The sequence below is a fragment of the Streptococcus chenjunshii genome, assembly GCF_003086355.1.
Classification (GTDB): Bacteria; Bacillota; Bacilli; order Lactobacillales; family Streptococcaceae; genus Streptococcus; species Streptococcus chenjunshii.
The window spans coordinates 2,336,304-2,361,293 of record NZ_CP031733.1; the positions used below are offsets into that span (position 1 = coordinate 2,336,304).

A 24,990-nucleotide genomic window follows, 5' to 3' on the forward strand; every position below is an offset into this window, starting at 1 on the left:
GGTCGAATTTCAGATTTTTAACTAACTATTAATTTTCGTATATCAGAGAGATACACACGTTAAGTCCTTAGAAGTATGTTTTATAAAAAAGGAAATTATCCAATTCTCTTTAATTATATAACTATATTCCAATGAGAATGGATCTCTTTTAGGAAAAAAACAGAACACTTCCTATCGATAGAAATGTGACCTTTCTATTCCGATTTGCTCATAAAAAAGAATCCGAGATTAACTCAGATTCTCATTTTTTAATATTTTGCGCTTTTAAACTAAGCTTTTTTACGGCCGGCAAAGAATAACCCTGCAACAGAGAGAACAGTGATACCTGCTAACATAACAACTGTATTTTCCTGATCACCTGTGCTTGGCAGTTTTTTCTTAGATTTGCTGCCTTTATCACCACTTGTAACCGGAGCAGGTGTCGTGCTAGTGCTCGATTCTTGGCTACCGGCAGGTGGAGTTGTTTCCTCTGGAGTCGTAGTCAGAGTTGTTGGTTCTTCCGTTGTTGTCGTTGAACTTTCTGTTGTGGCAGCCGCTGTTGTAGTGGTCGGCGCTGCTGTTGTGGTCGTCGGACTTTCCGTTGTAGTAGTCGCTGTTGTGGTGGTTGGCGCCGCCGTCGTGGTCGTCGGACTTTCTGTTGTAGTAGCCGCTGTTGTGGTGGTTGGCGCTGCTGTCGTGGTCGTCGGACTTTCTGTCGTGGTAGAGGTTGTTGTCGTAGTGGTAGTTGTTGTCGTGGTTGTTACAACAGGCTCATTGACAACATCCCTTGAAACAGATTTATCGCTGCCAAAATCACTTTCTGAGATTTTAATAGGATCAGCTAAGGTTTGATACCCTGAAGGTGCCTGTATCTCTGTAATCGTATAGTTCCCTTTCAGCAGTCTGGTAATGGTCACATTGCCTTCCGAATCAGTTGTGAAATCACCAACAACTTCACCATTAGCATCGCGCGTGACTCTAAATACAGCTCCTGAAAGCGAACCGCCATCAGCAGATACTTTATGCAGGTTGATAGAGTAAACATAACCTTCTGCACTGCCACCAGCTTCTTTGTAGGTTTCCCGATAATTGACACGAGCCAGTTCAGTTCCATTTGCTACCAGTGTAGCCCTGTTGAAAAAGTTCTCACCGTCTGCCGGTTTATAGGAAGGCACAACATCGTAAGTGATATAATAGCCATCTTCCGCATTGATGTCTCCTAAATTAACCGAAAAACCACTGCCATCTTCAGTATAATTAACTGTAAACTCACTAGTAACGTCAACACCATTTTGAAAGACCCAGCTGCCATTCTGTGCCACCCAAGTGCCTTTTTCAATTTTAAACGTTTCAGGCAAATAGCTGACTCCAACGGACTGTAAACTATCGGTCACAACAGCTGATAGAAGGCCGACTCCAGCACGGTTAATCGGTACTTGATAGTGAATGACATCGTCAGAACTGATCCAGCCTGATTTTGTTAATGTTGTCTGTCTTGCCTCCCCGACACCATTATACTCTACAGAGCCTGCATCAAATGTTCTTCCTTCTATATCTAACACAACTGGAACTGTCCCTGCCTGTGTCACCACATTGTGGTTAATATAAACATAGAAAAAGAATGAACCAGTTACGTCTGAATGTGTTTCTACATAATTTGTATAAGTCAGAACAACCTGTCTACTGGATGGATCAATCACTGCATTAGCTACAAGATTGCCATCTGTATCCCGGATTTCAAATGCTTTCGAGTCGCCAAAAGCCAGATTAGCCGGTAAATTCATTGTCGTTGTATCACCAGCTTTTACCTGACCGTTGGGCAGACTGAAATTAGCATTAATTCTGAATCTCTCATATCTGTTAAGACCGTGATCCAAAACAGCCCCCCGTTCATCAGTGATACTCAGGGATGTGATCACATTATCCTGTGCCGCAGCTGAAACCTGGTGTTCTTTTAGCCAGAGGCCAGCAACGAGAAACACTGTTGCCAACAATAAGGAAACGATTGTTCCTATTAGTTTTCTTTTTTTCATCATAAACCTCTTTATTCATGTTTATTACTGTTATACCGCCTTGCACAGCACCTGTACATAGCGTTAAAATTATATCTCAATTAAAGGTTTTTGTCAATATTCTCAGACTTCTTTATTTACTTTAATGTAAAGATTCTTCATCTATTCTAAGAAATTAACTCTGATAAAAAAGACAGGCGTTTCCCGGTATTTATCTGCAAGGTAAGAGCAAATCTGGCGAATTTATGTACACAATCCTTATATCTGCTAATGTTTTAGGCAGAATTCTTTACAGAAAAAACTGATAAACATGATGCTAAATTTACTTCATGAATGTCCGTACAGCACTGCAAGAACTATAGATTAGGCGAGCTTTTTTTATTGACGATAACTGTCCCTGAACCTGTAAAAATATTGCCCAAATTATCGAGGGAAGTGATGACAGCCCGTGACTGGGGATGAGACTGGACAAAAGCTACAGCCGCTTCAACTTTAGGCAGCATACTGCCTGCAGCAAACTGACCCTCTGCTATATAAGCATTCATTTCGTCAGTTGTTACTGTTCCAAGCTGCTTTTGCCGAGGGGTGTTGAAATTGATATAGACATGGCTCACACCGGTCAGAAGAACAAATACATCAGCTGCAATCAGATCTGACAGTAAACCGCTAGCAAAGTCTTTATCAACAACTGCTTCAACACCCGTCAGAGTTTTTGTTTCCGGGTCCTCAGCAACCGGAATTCCGCCGCCGCCCGCTGTAATGACGACAGTTTCAGCAGCAAGAAGCTGCTTAATAGTAGTAATTTCTCTGATACTGACCGGCTTTGGGGAAGGAACGACCTTGCGCCAGCCTCGGCCAGCATCTTCCTTGAAAACTTCTGTGCTCTTCTTCTGCTGGTGCCGCACTTCTTCTTCAGATAAAAAAGGGCCAATCGGTTTTGAAGGGGCAGCAAAGGCCGGGTCGTCCCAATCGACCACGACTTCTGTTACAACTGATGCAACTTCTTTTTTTAGACCCTGACGGTTTAATTCATTAATCAGCGCTGTCTGCAGCCAGTAGCTGATACTACCTTCTGTCATAGCCACTAAGGTATCCAGAGGCATGGCTGGGTTTTCAGGAGAATCCGCAGCCAACTGCTGCAGAAGAAGATTGCCAACTTGCGGGCCGTTCCCGTGTGTAATAACAATATCATCTCCGTTTCTAATAAATGCCACCAGATGTTTGGCTGTATCAGCCAGAGCTCTTTGCTGGGCCTGAGCTGAACTGTCTGCAGTTAAAATAGCGTTTCCTCCCAAAGCAATCACGATTCTTCGTTTCACCATAATCTTTTCTCTCTTTTTAGTTTTATAATAAAGAAAAGGGAAAACAAGTGCGTTTGTCTCCTTTTTCTTTCTGCTCTTAAAATATAAATACTGACCCGTTTATCCCCAAAGGACAGCAGATCATGTTTAAACCTTAGGCTGATGCTGCGTGATACAATGAATATTGCCGCCGCCGTAAGCAATTTCTTCTGTTCTAACACCGACAACCTCATGATCCGGAAACATTGCAGCTACCTGCCTCATAGCTAAATCGTCATTTTCATCACCGTATTGCGGTAAAATAATACCGCCATTGACAATCAAAAAGTTCATATAAGAAGCTATTGAAACTTCTCCTTCCCTACGCGGCAAAGTCCCTTCGACAAAGTCAATGGTATCTGCCCCTTTAAGATAGCAAGGTTTTTGAGTTACGCACAGTTTGTGCACCTTAAGTCTGCGGCCTTTTGCATCAACAGCATTCATTAATGTTCTGTAAGCTGCCTGTGCTTCCTGATAAAATGGGTGATCTTGATCTTCAGTATAGATACAGGCAACTTCTCCGGGTCTGATAAAGCAAGCAACATCATCAATGTGGCCATTTGTTTCATCAGGGTCTATTCCATCTTTTATCCAAATAATTTTTTCAAGATTTAAATGCTCTTTCAGTTTTTCTTCAATAGCATCTTTGCTCATATGGGGATTGCGTCCTTCGCTCAGCAAGCACATTTCAGTCGTAATCAGAGTGCCCTCACCATCTACAGTGATAGACCCGCCCTCCAAAACAAAATTATCTGTGCGATAAGAATCTATCCCTTCAATTTCACAAATTTTTTGCGCCACTTGGTCATCTTTGTCCCAAGGAAAATAAAGACCGTCTACTAATCCGCCCCAAGCATTGAAAACCCAGTCGTTAGCCCGAAGCTGACCTTTATCATTGACAAGAAAGGTAGGACCGCAGTCTCTTACCCAAGCATCGTCTGAAGACATTTCAACCAGCCTGACCTCTTCGGGCAGATGGGCTCTGGCATTCTGATACTGATCAGCACTGACACACATTGTGACAGATTCAAAACGGCTGATTGCGCTGGCGACATTAACAAAGGCTATCTGAGCCGGCTTACCGCCATTACGCCAGTTATCCGGCCGTTCCGGCCAGATCATCCAGACCTGCTGCTGCTTTTCAAATTCTCCCGGCATCCGAAAGCCATCCTGCCTAGGAGTTGTCTTTAATATACGTTTTGCCATAACATACCTCCACCAAGATACAAAGGCCGTGAAGAACGCAAAGAGAAAATAGGAGACTGGACGAAGAGCCGCAAGACTCTAGGACAGGCTATCTTTTTCTCACAGCGTTTAGGCCGTGTTCAATTCCACCAAGATACAAAGGCCGTGAAGAACGCAAAGAGAAAATAGGAGACTGGACAAAGAGCCGCAAGGCTCTAGGACAAGCTATCTTTTTCTCACAGCGTTTAGGCCGTGTTCAATTCCACCAAGATACAAAGGCCGTTAAAAACGCAAAGAGAAAATAGGCGGTAAGTCCGAAATCTATGATTTCGCAGACGCACCCCTGCCAAGATGACTAGAAGGGTGCGGTCGGCTGTTAAGACGACAAAGCCTTCAGTCATCTACGACTGGCTAAGCCTCAAATGGCAGGATCCCTCACTCCCGCAGCGTTTAGGCCATTCTTCATTTGATACAGATTAAGTTTTTATTTTTTTAACAGCAATGATCGCTTCTCCTATCATAATAAAAATAACCGAACCGATAGTAACCGGCAGCTGCTCCGCCAACGTTTCAGCAGTAAAAGATAAAGGCAGAGCTGTAAAAATCAGTGAAATAATAATTAAAAGCATAGGAGCAGCAACCAGTAGTTTGAGCAAACTTTTCCCGCCGCCCACTTTAAAAGGACGAGGATGATCGGGATCAATCTCCCGAAGTTTATAGAATGCAGGAAATACTGGAACATAAGAAAGCAAAAACATAACCAGATTCAGCGAGAAAAACGACCAAAATAAGTCCTGATTAGGCAGCAAAGGGGCTACCGCCACCACAAGGCTGGCTACTGCTCCGTTAGCAATCGCTGCACCGATCGGCATATCGTTTTTTGAGCTTCTTTTAGCAAAGAAAGCTGGCATATCTCCATTTTGGGCAGCATAGGAAGCCGTATTGTTCACCCCTAATGACCAAGAAATCATATTGCCAAAAAGGGTTAACAAGAATAAGAAAGCCATTAAGATAATAAACCAGCCTGTACTTGACCCTGTTAACAGCTGAAAACTGTCCATCATCCCGCTGCTTGTTGAAATTTGGTCAACCGGAATGGCCACCCCGATGCCAAAGGCCGAAAAAATATAGATAGCAGCGATAACTAAGCCAGCTGCAATTATAGACTGAGGAATTTGTTTTTTAGGATTTTCCATACCATCTGCAAATGTACAGATAACCTCAAAGCCCAGCAAGTTAAAAATGATGACTGATATATAAGACAGGCTGTTGATATTAAAAGAGGGCAGCAGAGAACGGAGAGTCATCTCATTGGCCATACCTTTCGTGAAGGCAACGTAAAGTCCCAGTCCGCCCACCAGCAAGGCTAAAATCATTTTAATAAGCGCTGCTCCATTTAAAATCCAAATACTGTCACTCACCGGATAAAAACTAATCCATACGATAAGCCAGATAAAAAGCAGCTCCAGTACAAGAGCAGACAGGGTTGTAAAACGAAAACCTGTAATGGTTGTCAGCAAACCGGGTGTCATAACGGCTAAAGAAGCCAGCCAGAGTGGAAAATTGATCCAGTAATACCAAGAGACACGCGATCCCCACCGATGGCCAAAAGCCTTGGTTACCCAGTCATAAATGCCCCCTTCTCCAATATAGCTTGTTCCCAGCTCGGAAGAAATCAAACCGTAAGGAAGAAGGAAAGCCAGCAAAAGAAAAATCCACCAAAAAAACTGGGAATTTCCTATTGCAGCTACTGGGGCAGCTGCTTCTGCAACAAAAACGACACAGATAACAGAAAGTACAGCGCTAAACAGGCTAAATTTTTTCTTTTCTACCATAAAATTGTCCTTTCCAGCAGCTATAAGAAAGGAAGCAAAACAGTTCAAACAGTCTCGGGTAAAGCATACAAGAGGAAACAGCAATCAGTATGTCATAAGAAATTAACTGTCTCTTGCCCCGGTCTTCATACTAGAGCTTAAATAATGCTGTTCCCTTTTCCCGTACAACGAACCAGATTCTAAAAACCTCTACTAAAAGAAGCGAAGAATCCAGCAAACCGCTGCAGGGTCCGCTTTTAACAAGTCAAAGAAATCTAGAGACTTTCGGATTCGCTCCCTTTTTTGCTGTCTTTCTATTACCTATGATAACAGGTCCTCTAATTCTAATTTAGCTTTCGCCTGCTTGTCTGTATCATAAGGATTTTTTTGAGCAAAATCTCTCATTAGGTAAACCAATAAGCCGCGAATTGAAGTCAAACGGTTCCCTGCTTGTTCAAAGCAAATAGACTGCGGACCATCCATAACTTGGTCTGTGACCTCTTCACCTCGGGTAGCAGGCAGGCAGTGCATAAAACGGCATTGATCTCCAGCCTTAGCCAAGAGCTGTTCATTCACTTGATACTTAGGATAGAAAATCTGCATCCTTTCCGCTTCTGACAGTTCCGCTTCATATAAGCCGTACCAAACATCGGTATAAAGGAAATCCGCTCCTACAACAGCCTCCTCATCGTCCGTAACCGCGTAGTTCCCCCCTGACTGAGCACAGATACTGTCCAGTATAGCCTGATGCCTTTCATTTAACTGAAAACCTTTAGGACCGAAATGGATAAATTCCATCCCCATTTTAGTCGTCATCAAACCGACTGAAAAGCAGACTTGTGTTGCATCACCTACAAAAACAACTTTACAGTCTTCTAACTGTTTGCCGGTTGGTAAATGTTCCAGCATTGTACATAAATCACCAAGTTCCTGAGTTGGATGATTATAATCAGACATCCCGTTAATAACCGGGACAGATGCACAGCGTGCTAAATCGACGACACTTTGGTGGCGCTCTACACGCGCCATTAAAATATCATCTAAACGGGATAAAACAGTACTTGTATCTTCAATGGTTTCATGGCCCCCAAGCTGAATCTGCCCTGGAGCTAAATACTGAGCATGCCCGCCCAGCTGTGTCATCGCTGTTTCAAATGAAACCCGAGTGCGAGTAGAGGACTGCTGAAAAATCATGCCGAGAGTTTTATGCTTAAGCAAAGGCGGATAATAGCCATTTTCAATACAAGCCTTAATCTTAAGGGATAAGTTTGCTATATTGAGCAGTTCTTCTTTGCTAAACGATTCTGTGGTGATATAATCCGTTTTTTTCATAATGTCCGTCTCCTTATTCTTCTTTTGCAGCAATTATATCCCTAAAAAGAAAACGTTTACAATAATCTTTGCGTTCTAATCTTAACGTATAAAAAAACAAGCCCTGAATAAGGGTTTATAAAAGGTTTAGACCGAGGTTTATAAGGTTCAACCTAAAGAGTTTATTCGTCTATGATATAATTTAGATAGTAAAGGATAGGGGGTGATACTATATGACTTTGATTTACATTTACAATCTTTTGCTTACTATTCTCTATACAACAACATTAGCCCTGTGTTTCCACAATTTTCTTTTTGAAAAGAGTCAGCACATCAAAAAAGGTTTACTGGCTCTAACTGTTTTCTTTATTTTTTTCACCTTGGATAATTGGATTATTTCTATGACAGAGCTCATTGCTTCCTTTGAGAGATACTATAATCAGACTTTCTCTGGACTTCCTCTGATTAAAACGGTTACCTTTCTGGTCAGAAACTATTGCATGATTTATACCATCAGATTACTGAAGCAGGAGAACGTTTGGGCTGCTGATTATGTTCTTTTAACAGTAAATATGATTTGGATGCTGATTATGCCGCTCTTCCCCAGCTCACAAACACAGGTCTTCCTTTATTATCTCCCCAATCAATTGTTTTTAGCCTACTGCGGACTTCAGGCTGTTCCGAGAAATACAAAACCTCTCAATCAAATCAGTCAAAAATATTTAAAAAAAGCTGCTCTGGTGATGATGCTGTTTGCCTTCTTGATTTTACTGGAAGACAGTTTTGTTATTTTTAACATTGATAACTATGACAAACTGGCTATGCGCATTCAAAATCGTAATTTTTCTGAAGATCTTTTTTCTGTTTCTGTTTCTATCATTACGATTGCCTATCTCATAAGAGATTACCCTCATCATAAACAAACGGAAAGAAGGAAACTCGATAAAGAAGAAAGAGCAAAATATTACATTGATGCTTTTTGCCGAGATTACCAGCTCACCAAACGGGAGAAAGAGATTTTCCTTTTACTTCTTGAACATCGGCATAATCAGGAAATAGCGGATGCACTCTTTTTATCTTTAGGAACTGTCAAAACTCATATCCACAACATTTATGTAAAGCTTAATGTCAACAAACGTGAAGCTATTGATGATTTTTATCAGACATACTGCCAAAAACTGAAAGACTGACTGCTTTTATACAGACAGACTTTTACTGCCAAAATATGATAGCGTAAGTCAGCTATCTTTTCAAATAAGCCTGCAAGCCCCATACTTGACAAGCCCTGTCGGAGGTTTTTATAATGGAAATATGATAACATACCTAATTCCTACTGCAAAAGAAATGAAGTTTTCAGGCCAGACTTATCCACACTTTGTCCCAAATAAAACCCGACCCCTCATTCAAAAACTCTGTCAAAAATCAGTTGAAGAACTGACGGACTTCTATAATATCAAGCCAACAGCTGCGGCTCTTGAATTTGAACGTTTGCAGGCTTTAAAAACAGGACAGGCGGCGGCCTATCCTGCTTTGACATTATTTAACGGGCTGATGTACCGGCATATTGAAACTGATGCTATCCCTGAACAGAAACTAACAAAGCAAGTCTATATTGCCTCAGCACTGTACGGCATCATTCCGGCAGATCGGCCGATTGCCCCCCACCGTTTAGACTTCAGTCATAAGTTAAAAATGCACGGACACTCTTTGAAAAGTTACTGGCGTGAAGATTATGACCATTTTGCCCATAAACAAGAACTGATTATTTCACTGCTGTCAGCCGAATTCGCAGATGTTTTTTCGCCAGAGCAAAGAAAACGGTTCATTACTCTGGAATTTATGGAGGAAAAAGAGGGGCAGTTAAAAAAACATGCAACTATCTCAAAAAAAGCACGGGGACAGTTTTTAAGCCAAGCACTCAAAGAAGACTGCCAGACTGTTCAGGACATCAAAGAACTGCAGTTCCATGGTTTCGCTTACCGGCCTGATTTATCCACAGCCGGCCGGACGCTTGTTTTTGTCAAAACAGCAGCACATAAACATTAGCGCAGTCAAAAGCATCAAAAAACACTGAAAAGCAAGCTGTATATGGAGCTTGCTTTTCAGTGTTTGCTGTTCTCAACAAATTTAAAAAACGAATCGATCAACAAACTGTGGATAAAGTCACAGTTAGATCCTGTCTTGTCAGGTTAGATCAGCTTATCTCGGCTGACCTGTTCAAAATTTTCCTGACCGTCATTAAGTTTATCCCAGATAACAACCTCCCCAGTCTGCAGCGATTTTTGAACATCGATAATCCGTTGATTAGAAGAGCCGCGAAACTGAAGCATAAGATTTTTTTTCTTAATATCAAAGCGGCCATCAACCAAAATATCAATTAAACTAAGCATTTCAAGTTTATCTGGAGTTTCCTGCATCAGCTCTTCCCAAGTATATCCCGTCCATGACCAGATGTCTTTGCTAGGCAGTTCCCGCCGGACACGTTTAATCAGTTTCAAAAGGATTCCCGTGTTTAAAAAGGGTTCACCGCCAAGAAGAGTCAGTCCCTGAACATAAGGCTGGGCCAAATCTTCCATGATCTGCTCCTCAAGTTCCTCCGTATAAGGAATACCAGCTTTAAAAGACCAGGTTGCCGCATTATAACACCCTTGACAGTGAAACATACATCCTGAAACATATAATGAATTTCGAACCCCTTCACCGTCAACAAAATTAAAGGCCTTATAATCAATAATACGCCCCTGACTTAATTCTTCTGATTTCCATTCTTTCGGTTTCGGCGTATTCCACGTTGCTTCACTCACCTCAACACCCCCCCATTCACCAAAATACAAAGGCCGTGAAAAGCTCACAGCAAAAATAGGAAAACTGACAAAAAATGTTAATTCCTAGGAAGTTTTATGCTCACAGAGCAGCCAAACTCGTACGTCGGCTTGCGCTTCCTACGATTGCGTCTCTTTTTGCATAGCTCTTAGGCCATGTTCAATTCTATCAGCCAGCAGCGGATAAGGCAAAGCCGGCTGCCTAACCTTTTCTCTTGCCGTATTTTATTCCAGCTCAATCCAGTAACGCTCAGCAGTTCCTCTAGTATCATCATAGACACCGCCGTTAGCAAGAATAACTCTGCGGCTGGCTTCATTCGCTATGTCACATGTCAGCAGCACCGAGCTAATATTCTTCTTTTTGGCTTCTGTTAATCCTAATCGCAGCATCTCTTTAGCATGGCCTTTCCCGCGCTCTGACGGGCGGACAGAATAACCGATATGGCCGCCCTCAATAAGTAAGCTGTCATTGAGACGCAGCCGCAGATTCAGAAAACCTAAAGCCCGGCCCGAAGCATCAAAAGCAACGAACTGAATGGCCGGTACAAAATGATCTGGAATATTAATCCCCATTTCACTGTCTAAGTTATTCTGCAGCCAACTATCGTAGTCGAAATGCTCATTATCCCAAAAACCGCCATCATGGCTGGCAGCTGTTTGGTTAAATTCCGCCATTAAATCAAGGACAGCTTTCTTATCGGCTGAACTTGGTCGCCTTAACTGCATACAGTCCTCCTCTAATCCGGCAAAGTCATACTGAGGCACCCAAAACTATGCTCGGAACGGTTGATTTGATCGCAAATCCAATGACTGAGCAGGCTTGACTGCTCAGTAACAGGATTTTTAAAAACAATCGCACCTTCTTCTTTATGATCTAGGACAGCTTGTAAAAAACGGTCTATGACCCCCTCAAAGCCTCTTTTATAAAGGGTTGTATCCCAGGAACCAAAAGATTTGCCGTAAGACTTATCCCCTTGATAAACAGTCATTTCAGATAAATTGATTAATGTATGTGTCTCCTGCGGAGACTGCACCTCAATGACTTCCTGACGGGAACCTGCCTGCAAATTCATAGAAACTTCGGCAAGCTCCGTCTCACTCTCAAAGATAACCTTAATCTGGACCAATTGGCTATTTTGCTTTTTGCAGATAAACCAGCCGTTTACCGGCTGCTGATCCATAAGAAAGAGAGCAGTGTCTAAAGGATGAATAAAGAGATCAAAGAGCTTATATTGGAAATCTGCCGGCGCATTGATGTCATTTTTGCTGGCAATAATCCGGGTCTTATTTGAAATGGTCTTTAATTCAGTAACTCTGGGGGCAAAACGGCGATTAAAGCCTGCCATGAGAAAAGTACCGTTTTCTGCTGCCAAATTGTAAAGTGCTCTGCTGCTCTCATAAGATTCTGTCAAAGGTTTATCCATATAGACCGGAAGACCGCGTTTAAGAAAAAGCTCCGCTGTTTTCCAATGTACCTCGGTCGCTGTATGGATAAAGACACCATCCAAGGGAGCAGCCGCCAACTCTTCTAACGAACCGTAAATTTCAGCCTGGCCAAAGAGAGAAGCCGCCTCCTGCAGCACCTCTGCTTTTCGGGTGAAAAGATGCCAGCGGATACCCGTTAGCTGACGCATATAAGGCAGATAGGCTTTCTGGGAAATACTGCCCAGACCAATGATTCCGATATTGAGCATAGCAGGCCTCCTAATCTTTTTGAGCGGATTACTGTTTAGTTTTTGCCAAAAAACGTGCTCTCAACTCTCTGACACGAGCGTGCTTATCAAACCTTTTCATCACATTTTTCTCGTGGAAGCGCTCCACCTGCTGCATCCCTTTATAATCTAATTGATACTTCCCCATAATTTTTCCTTTTGAGATAAGAAGAGGCTGGGACAAAAGTCCTGCCTCATTTTACTTTTCAAACAAATGAGTTTGACGCAGTGACTGATTAGAAGTCCTTATCCCTTGTTGCCCAAGGGATAGCGGTCTCCCTAATCAGCTGTGCGGAGGCGGAACAGTAAAATCGAAAGCATCATGTTACGACAATTGACCGATTTTCGTTCCGCTCTCTCTTCATCTTTTTCTTCTAATCGCTTTACTGACCTGGGTGTTTAATCGTTGAACCGTTCATATGTTTGACCCGGGCCGAAATTTCTTTATGACGGCCGTGCACCATCGGCCGAGCCTGCGGATTTCCTAAATAGCCGCAGGTGCGTTTAACAACATCAACTGTCTTCGGGTCGCTGTTGCCGCAGTTAGGACAAGTAAAACCGCGTTCAGTCGGCTGAAAATCGCCTTCAAAACCACATTCATAGCATTTATCAATTGGCGTATTCGTACCAAGGTAGCCTACTCGGTCATAAGCATAATCCCAAACAGCCTCAAGCGCCTTCGGATTCTGCTGTAAAACCGGATACTCACAGTAGTGGATGAAACCGCCGGTTGCCCCAGCTTCTGGGTAGACCTTTTCAAAATCCAGTTTCTCAAATGGTGTTGGATTTTTTCGAACATCATAATGGAAAGAGTTGGTGTAGTACTCTTTGTCAGTAATGTCAGCGACTGAACCAAATTTTTCCAGATCCAGACGGCAGAAACGGTCAGTCAGGCTTTCTGAAGGCGTAGAGTAAACCGAGAAATGGTAATCATATTCATCTGACCAGTCATTGCAGAAATGTTTCATAGCCTTCACAATATTGACTGTAAATTCCTTGGCTTCCGGATTATTTTCCCAATTGCCGCCATAAAAGACTGTAGCAACCTCATAAAGCCCAATATAACCGAGTGAAACTGTGGCACGGCGGTGTTTAAAGAGTTCATCAACATTATCATACTTGCCGAGCCGCTGTCCAAAGGCGCCGTACTGGTAAAGGATAGGAGCATTGGCAGGTGTGGCTTCCTTAACACGTTCGACACGGTAAACCAAAGCATCCTTAGCAATCGCCATCCGTTCGTTGAAAATTTCCCAAAACTTATCCATATCACCATTTGCTTCCATGGCAATACGCGGCAGATTAACAGTCACAACCCCAAGGTTCATACGGCCGGAGTTAACTTCAGCTCCATTCTCATCTTTCCAACCCTGCAGGAAAGAGCGGCAGCCCATAGGCACCTTAAAAGAACCTGTCAGGTCAACGATTTTATCATAAGAAAGAACATCAGGGTACATCCGTTTTGTCGCACATTCAAGCGCTAATTCTTTGATATCGTAATTAGGTGACCCTGGCTCCAAGTTAAGACCGCGTTTCAAAGTAAAAATCAGCTTAGGAAAAATAGCTGTCCGGTGTTCGCTCCCCAGACCCTTGATACGGATATTGAGGATAGCCTTTTGAATTTCGCGTTCAAACCAAGAGGTCCCCAAACCAAAGCCAAGTGACGTAAACGGTGTCTGCCCGTTAGATGTAAACAGAGTATTAATTTCATACTCCAAAGACTGCATGGCATCATAAATATCTTTCTTTGTTTTAGCCTGTGCATAATCTTCACGCTTATCTGCCACGACCCAAGCTTCAGCATCCTTAAGATGTTTTTGATAGTTCAGTTCAGCATAAGGAGCCAAGGTTTCGTCTATGCGGTCAGCAGAGCAGCCGCCGTACTGGCTGGAAGCTACATTGGCGATAATTTGCGAAATCTGAGCTGTCGCTGTTTGAATTGATTTGGGACTCTCTACTTCAGCATTGCCGATTTTAAAGCCATTAGCAAGCATTCCCTTAAAGTCAATCAAACAGCAGTTAGTCATCGGTGTGTAAGGGCTGTAGTCCAAATCATGATAGTGGATATCCCCTTTTTGATGAGCATTTGAAACATGAGGCGGCAGCATTTTCAGCCCCAGCGATTTGCCGACAATACCGGCAGTGAGATCGCGCTGAGTATTGAAAACATCGCTGTCCTTATTGGCATTTTCATTGACAACTGTCTGATCCTTATTGATCAGTTTATCAATCGTAAAATTAATGTCTGTTGCCTGAGAACGCTCAAAATCACGCTGAGTGCGATAATTAATGTATTCCTTCGCAATAGCGTACTCTCCGGCAGCCAGCAGTTCATGCTCAACAATGTTTTGAATTTCATAGATTTTGATATTATCACTAAAACGCTCATAAATCTCAGCCATGATACGATCTGAGATAGCCTCTAATTTAGCTTCAATAAGCGGTGAAATCTTTGTCACATTATTGCTGGCTTTTAAAAGAGCACTATAAATTTTATTAGCATCAAAAGATACTAAACGGCCGTCACGCTTAATCACTTTGATACTTGGCTGAGTCACAATGTTTTCTTTTTCCAGTGTAATCATGTCTATTCTCCTTACTCGTCTATTATAACACGCGCAAAAAAAAAATCAATATGTTGTGCCAATTTTTTTAATTAGACACAATATATTGATTTTAGGCCTGTACTTTGGCCTATTTTATCTGATAAATCGTAAAAGCAGAGAGGCCGTCTAAACTCAGCACATCATAGTTGGCAAGCAGATGATCTCTTAGCGTTTCTGATATTGACTGACTGTTATTAACAACAACATAGCTGGCTCCGTTTTGCAATAGTTCATCTTCTAAAATTTTAGCATTGGCAGCTTTTGCTGTATAAACAGACGGGAGCGAAAACTGTGAGCTGCTGGCCAACTCTCCGGTTAGATAAATCTTAGCCGTCCTGTCCCACACGTAAACGGTATTATCACCAGACACTGATTGCTTGAGGTACTCAGCAACAGTCTCCCGTTCTTGATTGACATTATGATTAATGGCATAGGATACTAAGGGGACAGCAAAAGCAAACAAAGCGACCAGCAAGGGCAGATAAGCGTGCCGGCCAAGGAAAATACCAAAGATTTTACCGACACCTGTTGTTTTCTTACGGCGATGTGAGTGCCAGCTGCGTCTGGCCTGATAGACAGTATTAACCCTTAAAGCTGTTAAAATCAGCCCAAAAGGCAACAGCCCCAGCAAATGATAGGTCTGGAAATCCTGCACCAGACAAAGCATGGTAAATTCAGCCAAAAAAACAAGACAAATCAGCCATTTAATGACTTTGTTTTCCGGGTATCTCTTTAACTGACCAGGCAAGGCAAAGACCCCCAAAAGAAGACCTGAAGCCAAAGCTAAGAAAACCTGAAACAGCAAAGACAGCCATAAATTAGCGTTACCGCTGGCAAAAAAAGTAAATTGATAAATCACAGCCTGTGCAATGTAGGAAGACAAAATTTGCAGATTTAAAAGAAAATAAACGGCGAAATAAATAACTAAAATGACCCCGAAAATAATACACAAAAGCTGATAAAAACCTCTCGCCAAATGCCTCTTAGATAAATTATAGACTGCTATTGTTACAAAAGACAGCACCCAAAAGACTAATGTCCGCGGTTCAAACAAGATTGAAAGTGCTCCGGCAAAACCGTATAAAATAAAAGCTTCATCCGTAGTAATATCTGCAAAATATTTAGTCAGAAACCAAAGACCGATCAGTACAAAAGGCATAGCCCACTGAACAGGGTACAAGCCGCCAAAGCCAAGTGTCCCGTTTAAAAGATAGAAGAAACAGATGAAACAGTAGGCAACTTCTGTACTGGCTGTCAAAAACCTTACCGTCTTATAAAGATAAATGCCTGATATATACATGGCTAAGAACTGCACAGGGAGCAGCCAAACAGTTGAGCCCAGAAGATAGCTGAAAGCAATTAAAACATAGTAAAAGAAACCGCCCGTTGCAAAGATATCACTGTAGGGAAGCTGCCCTTTAGTCATCATCAAGCCGGTGTAGAGATTCTGCGATTGAACACTATTTGCTAAATCCGTAAACAAAGGAAGAGCCACTGTACACACAGCCAAAACGATACTGAAGAGTAAGATTGAGAATTTATGTTTACCTAAGACCCTAGTACTTGGCTTCTTTGGCCTGACCGCCGTTTCTTTTTCCAAATCATTCTGCTCACGGCGGCCGACACGGCTGTATGTTCTGTCAGCCAGGGCTTTTTCTTTTGACATTGCTTTACTTCTCCTTGATTAGTCTACTTCCAGTATAACAAAATATGCGGTTTAGTCAATTTTATCAGAAAAAACCGCTGATTAGCTCTATCCTCTAAGTTTAACAGCAGTTCCAGTCTAACCGCATCTGAACAATTAATAATTAAGTTTTCTATAAACAGATAATCTATCACAAACAAACGGTCTTATCTCAAAACATAGCCCGTAAATTAATACGGTCTGTCTGGGCTCTAAAAGGTTAAGCAGCCTTTCACTGCATAAAAAAAAGAGCTGGGCTCTTCTCAAAAATTGACAGCAGTTGCTGATAGAATAAATCTGAACTCCGCACTAATCCTCATCTAAGAAACTGTTAAACACTTCTTCAATCATATTCCATTCAGCTTCTGAATCTTCCGGAATCGGCTGCAGATCCCCTTCTGTCCCGTCTTCATTTTCGGTATATGAATAAGCCTGAATTTCAATTTCGTCCTGTTCAGCTTCCTCCGCGCCAGCCGGAACTAAAAGAACATAGTTTTTGCCAAATTCTTCCTGCCCATCAATTGTTAATAAAATTTCAAATAAAGTTTCGTTCCCTTGCTCATCAACAAGAGTAATCACTTCATGCTCATGGTCATGCTTATGTGTCATTTATGTCTCCTTAAACATATTCATTTAATTGAAGTCGGGGAAACTGTTTTCAGTTTCAAAAATTACGATCGAGATAATTTTGCAAAATCAGCTGAGCCGCTAATTTATCAATCACCTTTTTTCTCTTTCCGCGGCTGAGATCGGCTTCTTCAACCAGCATACGCTCTGCCTGCATCGTTGTCAGACGCTCATCTTGGTAATCAACCGGAAGATTAAATAATTTTTCCAACCTCTCGCCGTAGGCTTGGCTGGCCGTAACACGAGGTCCGCTGGTATTATTCATATTTTTGGGAAGACCGATGACAAATTTATCAACCTTATACTCTTTTACTAATTCACTTAATCGGTCAAAGCCAAATTCCCCTGCCTTTTCATTAATTTTAATAATTTCCAAGCCTTGAGCTGTCATGCCTAAAAGATCGCTGACGGCTACTCCAACCGTTTTGGATCCGACATCGAGTCCCATTATTCTCATTTCAAATCAATCCCATTTCCCTTAAGGTAATAACGGACCAGCTCTTCAACGATTTCATCACGTTCATATTTGCGAATTTGGTTTCTGGCATCATTGTAACGCGGCACATAAGCAGGATCTCCGCTTAAGACGTAACCGACAATCTGATTAATGGGATTGTAGCCTTTTTCCTCTAAAGAACGGTAGACTGCAGTCAGTGTTTCACTAATTTCTTTTTTATTACTGTCATCTAAATTGAAGCGGACGGTTTCATCTGTAAACCCCATACTGACACCTTCTTTCTAATAACTTTACCCCTTATTATAACGTATTCCCAGCAATTAAACAAGATTTTAACACTGGAAATACAGGCTTTTCCGGGCTAAAATGGAGTTTTTCCAAGAATAAGCAGTGCTTTTTGCCTCAAACTCCAGAAAAACAGCTCTTGCTCAAGAACACAATGATTAAACAGAGATGCCTACACACTAAATACCACTTAGCATTGAAAAACGACCATCTAGCCCAGCTCTCTGGAAAATCCTTTCAAAATCAATTATACTAAATAAAAAAACGAGAGGGGCAAGCAGGAATGAAACTTGAAATTATTAAAGACTTAAGCTTCAAAGAGACCTTAATTAAAATGTACCTCAGCCGCATCGATGCTAAGAACCAAAGAATCATTGATTTTATAAAACAAGTCTCTGACTGCGATTACCTTTACGGAAGCCGGAACAGCAGTATCTACCTAGTGAAACCGGAACAAATTATTCGGTTTTACACAGAAAACAAAAAAGTTTTCTTTGAAACCCCGCACTCGAACTATAGTTCTAAATATCGTCTCTACCAGCTTGAAGAGATGCTTCCCAAACATTTTATCAGAATTTCCCATAGTGAAATCATCAATCTTAAATATATAAAGCAACTTAATTTAAATTTTAAGGGCACTATTCAGGTCATCTTCAAAACCGGACAAAACAGTTTTGTTTCCCGCCGTTCCATTTCTAACTTTAAAAAGGCATTGGGACTTTAACTCTAAACTGCCAAGTCGTTTTTACCTGATTTTTGAACTAAACACAGCCTAAAGTCCTAGTGAAAAAGATGAAACTTGTCGATGCGGGGGATATTACAAAACAACCCTAGCCGTAGATGACTGAAAGCAGGCAAACATCCTAGCCTCCCAAATCATTGCTTGTACTATAACAAGAGGCAGTAGCCTAACGTCATTTTAGTCGCTTTTTCAAAGCTTGAAAATGTCTGCTAAGCTTTGCGGGAGCAAGACGTCGAACATTATGGTCTGGGGTTCTAACTCGCTCCCTAGTCATCCCGCAGAGGTGTGCCTGCAAAATCATAGATTTTTGGCTTACCGCCTATTTTTTCCTTTTGCGTTTTTCACGGCCTTTCTACCTTATTGGAGGATACCTATGAAATTATTAAAACAAATCATCCCCTCTGCTTTTATCGGTATGGGAATCGGCACTCTTGTTAACTTTATGTTCGTCCTTGTAACAGGCAGAGATTTCAGCTTCGGACTCCCTGCATTCATCGATCAGTTCCCCTCAGAGACAGTCGCTGCAGGACTGCAGCTTATAATCTTTGCAGTATTGGGTATCAGTCAGGGATTAGCCGGCAATTTATTCACGATTGCTCACTATAAACAGAATCTTTTAGTAATAAGCATTCTGCATTACCTGCTTATTATTTTCCCCCTTCTCTCAGCGGCTTGGTATTTGCGCTGGTTTTCAGCTTCTTGGTTAGCCTTTCTTGCCCTGCTGCTTAGCGTCAGCTTTACTTATCTGCTTATCTATACTTTCAACTACCTTATGATAAAAAGAGATATCCTGTCCATCAATCAAAAATTGAAAGAACACGGGGAAGAGGAATAAAAACGGCTCTCTTTCTATGTGTATTTTCATAACAGCCTTAACAATACAAAAAAGGCTCATAAACCTGCAGGTGATATCCTCCCCATATAGTGGACAGTGAAAAAACAAAAATTCTTTTGTGATTTCATTATCTACTTAACAGGGAGCAGTTCACAGGCAGGATCTATGAGCCTTTTGTTTGCTGTATACTTACAAAGCCGCACGAAGACGAGCTTCGGTATTTTCTACATTACGAATAGAGCGCGGCAAAAAAGCGCGGATATCATCTTCCTTATACCCCACTTGAAGCCGCTTATCATCAATCAAAATTGGGCTTTTAAGAATACGCGGGTTATTCTGAATCAGGTCAATAACCTCACTGACACTTAAATCCTCTATATTGCAATTAAGGGCTTTTGCATAGCGATTTTTTGAGGAAACAATACTTTCAATGCCATTTTCTGTCTTAGTAAGGATGGCCAAAATTTCTTCTTTAGTCAGCGGTTCTTTTCCTAAATTCTGTTCTTTATAAGGAAGTTGATGAGCATTGAGCCAAGTCTTAGCCTTCTTGCAGCTCGTACAACTTGAAATCGTATATATTTTAATCATGTTCATTCTCTCTTTCTATCCCATGATAGATACATTGTAACATAGTTCACTGAACAAAACATAGGTCTTTGGACCTATTTTTAAAATGAAACATAAAATTAATATTTGTCTCTTAACACTAAACTAGATAAAATAAGGGCTTTGTCACAGACAGTTCGAATCCAGCATCTGAATGTGCTTCGCTTTCTTATTTTTAGGTTCAGGAAAGAGAGTGTGACAACAATCGGTCAATGGTCATAAAATGATGCTTTCGATTTTGCCGTCCCGCCTGCTCACAGTTGATTAGGTAGGCCGCTATCCCATGTGCAGCAAGGGATAAGAACGTCCAATCAGCCACTGCGCCACATTCATCTGTTTAAAAAAGAAAATAAGGCAGGATTTTGTCACTGCCCCTTTACTCTTCAATTTCAATTGCATCATCAAGATCCAAAACAAGATCGCCATCTTTTGCTTGTTTTTCTGATTCAGCTTCATTTTCTGCTGGATTTTCCTGATTTGGGTCTCCTTCAAGCAGGCCGTATTCTACACGAACTTGTCTATCCACTTCATCAAAAATTTCAGGGTGCTCAGCCAAAAATTTCTTAGCATTTTCTGAACCCTGACCGATTTTTTCATTCTTGTAAGAATACCAAGCTCCTGCTTTTTGGATGATATCCAGTTCACTGGCTATTTTTAGAAGCTCTCCTGTACGTGAAATCCCTTCACCGTACATAATTTCAACAAATGCTTCCTTAAATGGAGGAGCCACCTTATTTTTGACAACCTTGATCTTGGTCTCTTTACCAACATTGGTATCCTTACTGCTGCCAGTTCCTTTAATTTGTGTGTTGCCGCGGACATCCAGACGCACCGAAGCATAAAATTTAAGCGCCCGTCCGCCGGGAGTTGTTTCCGGATTGCCAAACATAATTCCGACCTTTTCTCGCAGCTGATTGATGAAAATGGCAATTGTTTTCGTTTTATTAATTGAAGCCGAGAGTTTGCGCATAGCTTGGCTCATCATACGTGCCTGCAGCCCAACATGGCTGTCACCAATATCTCCATCAATTTCGGCACGCGGTACAAGTGCAGCTACAGAGTCTACTACAACAAGGTCAACCGCACCCGAATCAATTAACTGACCGGCAATTTCAAGACCTTGTTCACCTGAATCCGGCTGTGACAGGAGAAGTTCATCAATATTAACACCAAGAGCCTGTGCATAAGCCGGATCAAGCGCATGCTCTGCATCAATGAAAGCAGCAATGCCGCCTTCCTTTTGTGCCTGAGCTACAGCATGTAGGGCGACAGTTGTCTTCCCAGAAGATTCAGGGCCGTAAATCTCAATGATACGCCCTTTAGGGTAACCGCCCACCCCGAGAGCAATATCAAGTGCAAGACTTCCGGAACTCATCACCTGAACTTTTTGCTCAGCACGTTCTCCAAGGCGCATAACAGCTCCTTTTCCGAAATCTTTTTCAATGTTTTTTAAAGCGGTATTGAGGGCTTTTTGGCGCTCATCGCCGAATTTTTTAGTAATTTCTTCTGTTTTTTTTGCTTTTTTTGCCAATGTTTTCTCCTTTATTACAATGATAAAAAGGTTTAGATAGTGCGAAAAAGTGATAAGAAAAGCTTTCTTGACATTGGGAATCAGCCCTTTTCTTATTGTCCCATCTTTTATTATCACAAAAATAATATCATGCTAACCTTATATATTATAGCAAATTTCAGCCTTTTAATAAAGCTTGACGTATCAAATTGAAAGCAGACAGCGCGGCAATATAGCGCACATCGGAACGGCTGCGTCCCCCTAAGCTGAGCTTAATCGAATAAAGTCTGTCTTTACTGGAAAGACCGATAAAAACTGTACCTGCCGGCTGCTTTTCCAGCTCCTCCGGTCCTGCGACTCCTGTCAGTCCTATACCAAAATCCGCACCAGTCAACAAGCGAGCTTGTGCAGCCATTCGCTCAGCAGTAAAAGAGCTGACTACTCCGTTAGCCCGTAAATCTGCAAGCGGGATTTTCAGCATTTTTGCCTTTTCTTCTATACTGTAAGTTATAAAACCGCCGCTAAAAACCTGAGAAGCACCGGAAAATTCTGCCAAACTGGATTGAAATAAACCTGCCGTGAGACTCTCTGCTGCCGTCACAGTCTTTTTATTTTTTTTAAGCAGTTCAAAGACAGTTTGGGCCAGACTGTTATCATCACCATATCCATAATGCAAATCGCTTAATCTAAGTCCATCCAGAGTTTTTACTGCCAAAATCTTCTTTTCCAGCCGGTCAAGTTTTAAATCAGCATCCTTTTGGCTGGGGGCTTTAGTAGATAACCGTAGAGTCACCTCGCCGATTTTAGCGTAAGGAGCTACAGTAGGGTCTGTCTGCTCTTCAATAAAATCCGCTAAAACAGTAACCAGCTGACTTTCGCCAATGCCAAAAAACCGTAAAACACGGGAGTACAGCCGCTGTTTACCCTGTCCCAAAAGAGGAACAAGCTGTTCTAAAACCATAGGTTTCAGTTCACTAGGAGGGCCCGGCAGAACAACATAGGTTACTCCGTTCTGCTCAAGCACACCTCCCACTGCCAGACCGTTATTGTTTTGCAAAGGGGATGAACCGGCAATCAGTTGAGCCTGCCTCTCATTATTCGGTGTTCTGGTATGCTGAGGACGTTCCGCAAAAAAAGCATCTAAACGCTGGACTGCCTGACCGTCGAATACCAAGTCCCGGCCTAAATATTTTGCCAGAGTTTGCTTTGTTAAATCATCTTCTGTCGGACCAAGCCCTCCGCAAAGGACAACAAGATTGCTGCGTCTGCTGGCAATATCAATCACAGATAAAAGACGCTTTTCATTATCTCCTACCGCTGTTTGAAAAAAAACATCGATACCCAGCTCAGCAAACTTTTCAGATAGAAATTGAGCATTGGTATTTACAATCTGCCCTGTTAGCAATTCAGTCCCTACCGCAATAATTTCAGCTCTCATTTTTACCACCTTAATTGATTTATTCGTAATTTTCTCCTATTTTTAAGCACAAGTCCAAAGAAAAGAAAAAGAACCGTTCCTTAACTGCCAGCAGGATTGAAAACACAGTTCTCTTCGTGATCGTTAACCAGACCTGCAGCCTGCAGAAACGAATAAACAGCCACAGGACCGACAAATTTACAGCCCTGTTTTTTCAAATCTTTAGCAATTTTCTCTGAAAGTGCTGTTTTTGCAGGCGCCATTTTGTAATCGGCAATCTGATTATGAATCGTTTCATACCCGACAAAAGTCCAGATATAACTGTCAAAAGAACCAAATTTTTTCTGTATTTCTAAAAATGCCTGTGCATTCGCCCGTGTTGCAAAAATTTTCAGACGATTGCGAATGATATTTGGATTTTCCAAGATTGCTTCCAGCTGATCATCTGACATGGCCGCTACTTTTTCAATTTCATAATCGGCAAACACTTGCTTAAAAGCTGAACGTTTGTTCAAAACTGTTTCCCAAGACAGACCAGCCTGATATGTTTCCAAACAAAACAGTTCAAACAGCGCTCTTTCATCGTGCAGAGGCTGCCCCCACTCTTTATCATGATATTCTACATACAAGGGATTGTTTTCCTTAACCCAACCGCAACGTTTCATTGACAACTCCTTATTAAGATACAAAGGCCGTTAAGAACGCAAAGTAAAAATAGGAGCCTGACCGCCGAGTCACTAAAGACTCAAGGGAAGGCTATCTTTTTTACACAGCGTTTAGGCCGTGTTCAATTACAACAAGATACAAAGGCCGTTAAGAAATCCGTATGAAAATAGGGACTGACAAGTGATGCAAGCATCACGCTGACAGGCATCTTTTTCACTAGGATTTTAGGCCGTGTTCAATTCCACTAAGATACAAAGGCCGTTAAGAAATCCGTATGAAAATAGGGACTGACAAGTGATGCAAGCATCACGCTGACAGGCATCTTTTTCACTAGGATTTTAGGCCGTGTTCAATTCCACTAAGATACAAAGGCCGTTAAGAACGCAAAGTAAAAATGACGGTAAGTCCGAAATCTTTGATTTCGCAGACGCACCTCTGCCAAGACGACTAGAAAGCTGCGGTCGACTGTTAGGCGACAAAGCTTTCAGACGTCTACGGCTAGTTAACTTGAAATCAATTCTAAACTTAGCTGTCTTTTTTACACAGCGTTTAGGCCGTGTTCAATTACAACAAGATACAAAGGCCGCGAAAGAAATCAGCCGAAAAACAAGGCCTGAGCACTGTATTACTCGAATATACTCACCAAAAACCGTCTGGCGTAAGCACCGATGCCTGCTGCGATTGCAGCAGGCTTCCTTCCACAGCATCGTTTCAATCCTACCCTTATAAGCCTGTTCCTGCATCAGGAATCAGCTGCTGAAAGCAATTGAGAGGGTAATATTATTTCATAAGTTTTTTCAAACTGGACTTGATATAGCTTTCTGTTGTTTCATTAGTTCCTTCAAAGGAGGGACGAATTTTCTTGAGTTCACTGGGTTTATATCCCAGAGCCAAAAGAGCCTCGAAAGCTTCATCAAGTGCAAGATTGCTAGCCGGAACTTCTTTTTGCGGCTTATCAGTATCCGCTTTTGAGTCAGCAGCAAACTTCCCTGCAAGATCCAGAACCATTTGCTGAGCTGTTTTTTTCCCGATTTTAGGGAATTTTGTAAGGTACTTAATGTCATTGCTGTCAATCGCTTTGACCAGACCCTCATTATCACTGACCGCAATAATAGCAAGAGCTGTTGTCGGACCAATTCCTGAAACGGAAATCAGATTTAAAAAAACACTCTTCTCATCTTCTGTATGAAAACCATAAAGCAGCTGTGCATCTTCTCTGACAACATGATGCAGATAAATCTGGATATCCTGACTGACCATGTCTGAAAAACTGTAAGGGTTGGCAACATGGATAATATATCCGAGTCCACCAGCTTCAATCACAATATATTTTGCCGTAATCTTTGTTAATCTTCCTTTGATATAATCGTACATTTTTTCTTA

Annotated in this window: 23 protein-coding genes; 4 read left to right on the plus strand and 19 right to left on the minus strand. The window is 41.8% G+C overall.

The window, feature by feature from the left end; translation table 11 throughout:
* Positions 1 to 269: 269 nt before the first annotated feature.
* The 5 genes from DDV21_RS11210 to ptcA form a co-directional block, all read right to left on the minus strand.
* Positions 270 to 2,015 (minus strand): Ig-like domain-containing protein, encoded by a 1,746-nt coding sequence (locus DDV21_RS11210; protein ID WP_241964679.1) that lies wholly within the window; start codon positions 2,013 to 2,015, stop codon positions 270 to 272.
* 332 nt (positions 2,016 to 2,347) lie between these two features.
* On the minus strand, positions 2,348 to 3,313 hold the full coding sequence (arcC, locus tag DDV21_RS11215; RefSeq protein WP_116877816.1) for a carbamate kinase: 966 nt from the start codon (positions 3,311 to 3,313) through the stop codon (positions 2,348 to 2,350).
* Between the two features lie 126 nt (positions 3,314 to 3,439).
* Entirely contained in the window at positions 3,440 to 4,537 is a 1,098-nt protein-coding gene (aguA, locus tag DDV21_RS11220; RefSeq protein WP_116877815.1) for an agmatine deiminase, read from the minus strand.
* Positions 4,538 to 4,992: 455 nt separating this feature from the next.
* Positions 4,993 to 6,351 carry an APC family permease gene (locus tag DDV21_RS11225; RefSeq protein WP_116877814.1) on the minus strand — a complete coding sequence of 453 codons (1,359 nt, stop codon included), beginning with the start codon at positions 6,349 to 6,351 and terminating at the stop codon, positions 4,993 to 4,995.
* A gap of 300 nt (positions 6,352 to 6,651) precedes the next feature.
* Complete coding sequence (ptcA, locus tag DDV21_RS11230; RefSeq protein WP_116877862.1) at positions 6,652 to 7,665, minus strand: putrescine carbamoyltransferase; 1,014 nt, start codon at positions 7,663 to 7,665, stop codon at positions 6,652 to 6,654.
* A gap of 209 nt (positions 7,666 to 7,874) precedes the next feature.
* Here ptcA and DDV21_RS11970 point away from each other — a divergent pair, with 209 nt between their 5' ends.
* Positions 7,875 to 8,831: a helix-turn-helix transcriptional regulator gene (locus tag DDV21_RS11970; protein WP_116877813.1), complete on the plus strand. Its 957-nt coding sequence runs from the start codon at positions 7,875 to 7,877 to the stop codon at positions 8,829 to 8,831.
* 121 nt (positions 8,832 to 8,952) lie between these two features.
* Positions 8,953 to 9,687 (plus strand): peroxide stress protein YaaA, encoded by a 735-nt coding sequence (gene yaaA / locus DDV21_RS11240; protein WP_116877812.1) that lies wholly within the window; start codon positions 8,953 to 8,955, stop codon positions 9,685 to 9,687.
* Between the two features lie 143 nt (positions 9,688 to 9,830).
* Here yaaA and nrdG read toward each other — a convergent pair whose 3' ends face one another.
* From nrdG to DDV21_RS11280, 9 genes are all read right to left on the minus strand, one after another.
* Positions 9,831 to 10,445 carry an anaerobic ribonucleoside-triphosphate reductase activating protein gene (gene nrdG / locus DDV21_RS11245; protein ID WP_116877861.1) on the minus strand — a complete coding sequence of 205 codons (615 nt, stop codon included), beginning with the start codon at positions 10,443 to 10,445 and terminating at the stop codon, positions 9,831 to 9,833.
* 243 nt (positions 10,446 to 10,688) lie between these two features.
* On the minus strand, positions 10,689 to 11,189 hold the full coding sequence (locus tag DDV21_RS11250; RefSeq protein ID WP_116877811.1) for a GNAT family N-acetyltransferase: 501 nt from the start codon (positions 11,187 to 11,189) through the stop codon (positions 10,689 to 10,691).
* An 11-nt stretch (positions 11,190 to 11,200) separates the two neighbouring features.
* The gene (locus DDV21_RS11255) at positions 11,201 to 12,157 is read right to left on the minus strand and encodes a Gfo/Idh/MocA family protein (protein ID WP_116877810.1); all 957 of its coding nucleotides are present in this window, start codon (positions 12,155 to 12,157) and stop codon (positions 11,201 to 11,203) included.
* Between the two features lie 28 nt (positions 12,158 to 12,185).
* On the minus strand, positions 12,186 to 12,323 hold the full coding sequence (locus DDV21_RS11835; protein ID WP_162886325.1) for a hypothetical protein: 138 nt from the start codon (positions 12,321 to 12,323) through the stop codon (positions 12,186 to 12,188).
* A 235-nt stretch (positions 12,324 to 12,558) separates the two neighbouring features.
* Positions 12,559 to 14,757: an anaerobic ribonucleoside-triphosphate reductase gene (gene nrdD, locus DDV21_RS11260; RefSeq protein WP_116877809.1), complete on the minus strand. Its 2,199-nt coding sequence runs from the start codon at positions 14,755 to 14,757 to the stop codon at positions 12,559 to 12,561.
* Positions 14,758 to 14,866: 109 nt separating this feature from the next.
* A complete protein-coding gene (locus tag DDV21_RS11265; protein ID WP_116877808.1) occupies positions 14,867 to 16,444 on the minus strand; it encodes a DUF2079 domain-containing protein in 1,578 nt (525 codons plus the stop codon).
* 327 nt (positions 16,445 to 16,771) lie between these two features.
* On the minus strand, positions 16,772 to 17,071 hold the full coding sequence (locus DDV21_RS11270; protein WP_116877807.1) for a DUF1292 domain-containing protein: 300 nt from the start codon (positions 17,069 to 17,071) through the stop codon (positions 16,772 to 16,774).
* Positions 17,072 to 17,126: 55 nt separating this feature from the next.
* Positions 17,127 to 17,546, minus strand: a complete 420-nt coding sequence (gene ruvX, locus DDV21_RS11275; RefSeq protein WP_116877806.1) for a Holliday junction resolvase RuvX — start codon at positions 17,544 to 17,546, stop codon at positions 17,127 to 17,129.
* A complete protein-coding gene (locus DDV21_RS11280; protein ID WP_116877805.1) occupies positions 17,543 to 17,812 on the minus strand; it encodes an IreB family regulatory phosphoprotein in 270 nt (89 codons plus the stop codon). The genes ruvX and DDV21_RS11280 overlap by 4 nt, the downstream gene beginning before the upstream one ends.
* Before the next feature lie 302 nt (positions 17,813 to 18,114).
* Between DDV21_RS11280 and DDV21_RS11285 the strand changes: the two genes are divergently transcribed.
* Entirely contained in the window at positions 18,115 to 18,555 is a 441-nt protein-coding gene (locus DDV21_RS11285; protein ID WP_116877804.1) for a LytTR family DNA-binding domain-containing protein, read from the plus strand.
* A gap of 391 nt (positions 18,556 to 18,946) precedes the next feature.
* The gene (locus tag DDV21_RS11290) at positions 18,947 to 19,408 is read left to right on the plus strand and encodes a DUF3021 domain-containing protein (protein WP_116877803.1); all 462 of its coding nucleotides are present in this window, start codon (positions 18,947 to 18,949) and stop codon (positions 19,406 to 19,408) included.
* 189 nt (positions 19,409 to 19,597) lie between these two features.
* Here the strand turns inward: DDV21_RS11290 and spx are convergent, their stop codons facing one another.
* The 5 genes from spx to ruvA form a co-directional block, all read right to left on the minus strand.
* Entirely contained in the window at positions 19,598 to 19,996 is a 399-nt protein-coding gene (spx, locus tag DDV21_RS11295) for a transcriptional regulator Spx (RefSeq protein ID WP_067064532.1), read from the minus strand.
* A 394-nt stretch (positions 19,997 to 20,390) separates the two neighbouring features.
* Positions 20,391 to 21,545 (minus strand): recombinase RecA, encoded by a 1,155-nt coding sequence (recA, locus tag DDV21_RS11300; protein WP_116877802.1) that lies wholly within the window; start codon positions 21,543 to 21,545, stop codon positions 20,391 to 20,393.
* Positions 21,546 to 21,702: 157 nt separating this feature from the next.
* A complete protein-coding gene (locus tag DDV21_RS11305; RefSeq protein WP_116877801.1) occupies positions 21,703 to 22,962 on the minus strand; it encodes a competence/damage-inducible protein A in 1,260 nt (419 codons plus the stop codon).
* 80 nt (positions 22,963 to 23,042) lie between these two features.
* Positions 23,043 to 23,606, minus strand: a complete 564-nt coding sequence (locus tag DDV21_RS11310; RefSeq protein WP_116877800.1) for a DNA-3-methyladenine glycosylase I — start codon at positions 23,604 to 23,606, stop codon at positions 23,043 to 23,045.
* Between the two features lie 781 nt (positions 23,607 to 24,387).
* Positions 24,388 to 24,981: a Holliday junction branch migration protein RuvA gene (gene ruvA, locus DDV21_RS11315; RefSeq protein ID WP_116877799.1), complete on the minus strand. Its 594-nt coding sequence runs from the start codon at positions 24,979 to 24,981 to the stop codon at positions 24,388 to 24,390.
* Positions 24,982 to 24,990: the final 9 nt, after the last annotated feature.

Excerpts from the sequence above, each read along its gene's own strand:
- DDV21_RS11210 (WP_241964679.1), bottom strand. The coding sequence starts at position 2,015 with ATGATGAAAAAAAGAAAACTAATAGGAACAATCGTTTCCTTATTGTTG.
- arcC (WP_116877816.1), bottom strand. The coding sequence starts at position 3,313 with ATGGTGAAACGAAGAATCGTGATTGCTTTGGGAGGAAACGCTATTTTA.
- aguA (WP_116877815.1), bottom strand. The coding sequence starts at position 4,537 with ATGGCAAAACGTATATTAAAGACAACTCCTAGGCAGGATGGCTTTCGG.
- DDV21_RS11225 (WP_116877814.1), bottom strand. The coding sequence starts at position 6,351 with ATGGTAGAAAAGAAAAAATTTAGCCTGTTTAGCGCTGTACTTTCTGTT.
- DDV21_RS11970 (WP_116877813.1), top strand. The coding sequence starts at position 7,875 with ATGACTTTGATTTACATTTACAATCTTTTGCTTACTATTCTCTATACA.
- yaaA (WP_116877812.1), top strand. The coding sequence starts at position 8,953 with ATGATAACATACCTAATTCCTACTGCAAAAGAAATGAAGTTTTCAGGC.
- DDV21_RS11250 (WP_116877811.1), bottom strand. The coding sequence starts at position 11,189 with ATGCAGTTAAGGCGACCAAGTTCAGCCGATAAGAAAGCTGTCCTTGAT.
- DDV21_RS11255 (WP_116877810.1), bottom strand. The coding sequence starts at position 12,157 with ATGCTCAATATCGGAATCATTGGTCTGGGCAGTATTTCCCAGAAAGCC.
- DDV21_RS11835 (WP_162886325.1), bottom strand. The coding sequence starts at position 12,323 with ATGGGGAAGTATCAATTAGATTATAAAGGGATGCAGCAGGTGGAGCGC.
- nrdD (WP_116877809.1), bottom strand. The coding sequence starts at position 14,757 with ATGATTACACTGGAAAAAGAAAACATTGTGACTCAGCCAAGTATCAAA.
- DDV21_RS11265 (WP_116877808.1), bottom strand. The coding sequence starts at position 16,444 with ATGTCAAAAGAAAAAGCCCTGGCTGACAGAACATACAGCCGTGTCGGC.
- DDV21_RS11270 (WP_116877807.1), bottom strand. The coding sequence starts at position 17,071 with ATGACACATAAGCATGACCATGAGCATGAAGTGATTACTCTTGTTGAT.
- ruvX (WP_116877806.1), bottom strand. The coding sequence starts at position 17,546 with ATGAGAATAATGGGACTCGATGTCGGATCCAAAACGGTTGGAGTAGCC.
- DDV21_RS11280 (WP_116877805.1), bottom strand. The coding sequence starts at position 17,812 with ATGGGGTTTACAGATGAAACCGTCCGCTTCAATTTAGATGACAGTAAT.
- DDV21_RS11285 (WP_116877804.1), top strand. The coding sequence starts at position 18,115 with ATGAAACTTGAAATTATTAAAGACTTAAGCTTCAAAGAGACCTTAATT.
- DDV21_RS11290 (WP_116877803.1), top strand. The coding sequence starts at position 18,947 with ATGAAATTATTAAAACAAATCATCCCCTCTGCTTTTATCGGTATGGGA.
- spx (WP_067064532.1), bottom strand. The coding sequence starts at position 19,996 with ATGATTAAAATATATACGATTTCAAGTTGTACGAGCTGCAAGAAGGCT.
- DDV21_RS11305 (WP_116877801.1), bottom strand. The coding sequence starts at position 22,962 with ATGAGAGCTGAAATTATTGCGGTAGGGACTGAATTGCTAACAGGGCAG.
- DDV21_RS11310 (WP_116877800.1), bottom strand. The coding sequence starts at position 23,606 with ATGAAACGTTGCGGTTGGGTTAAGGAAAACAATCCCTTGTATGTAGAA.
- ruvA (WP_116877799.1), bottom strand. The coding sequence starts at position 24,981 with ATGTACGATTATATCAAAGGAAGATTAACAAAGATTACGGCAAAATAT.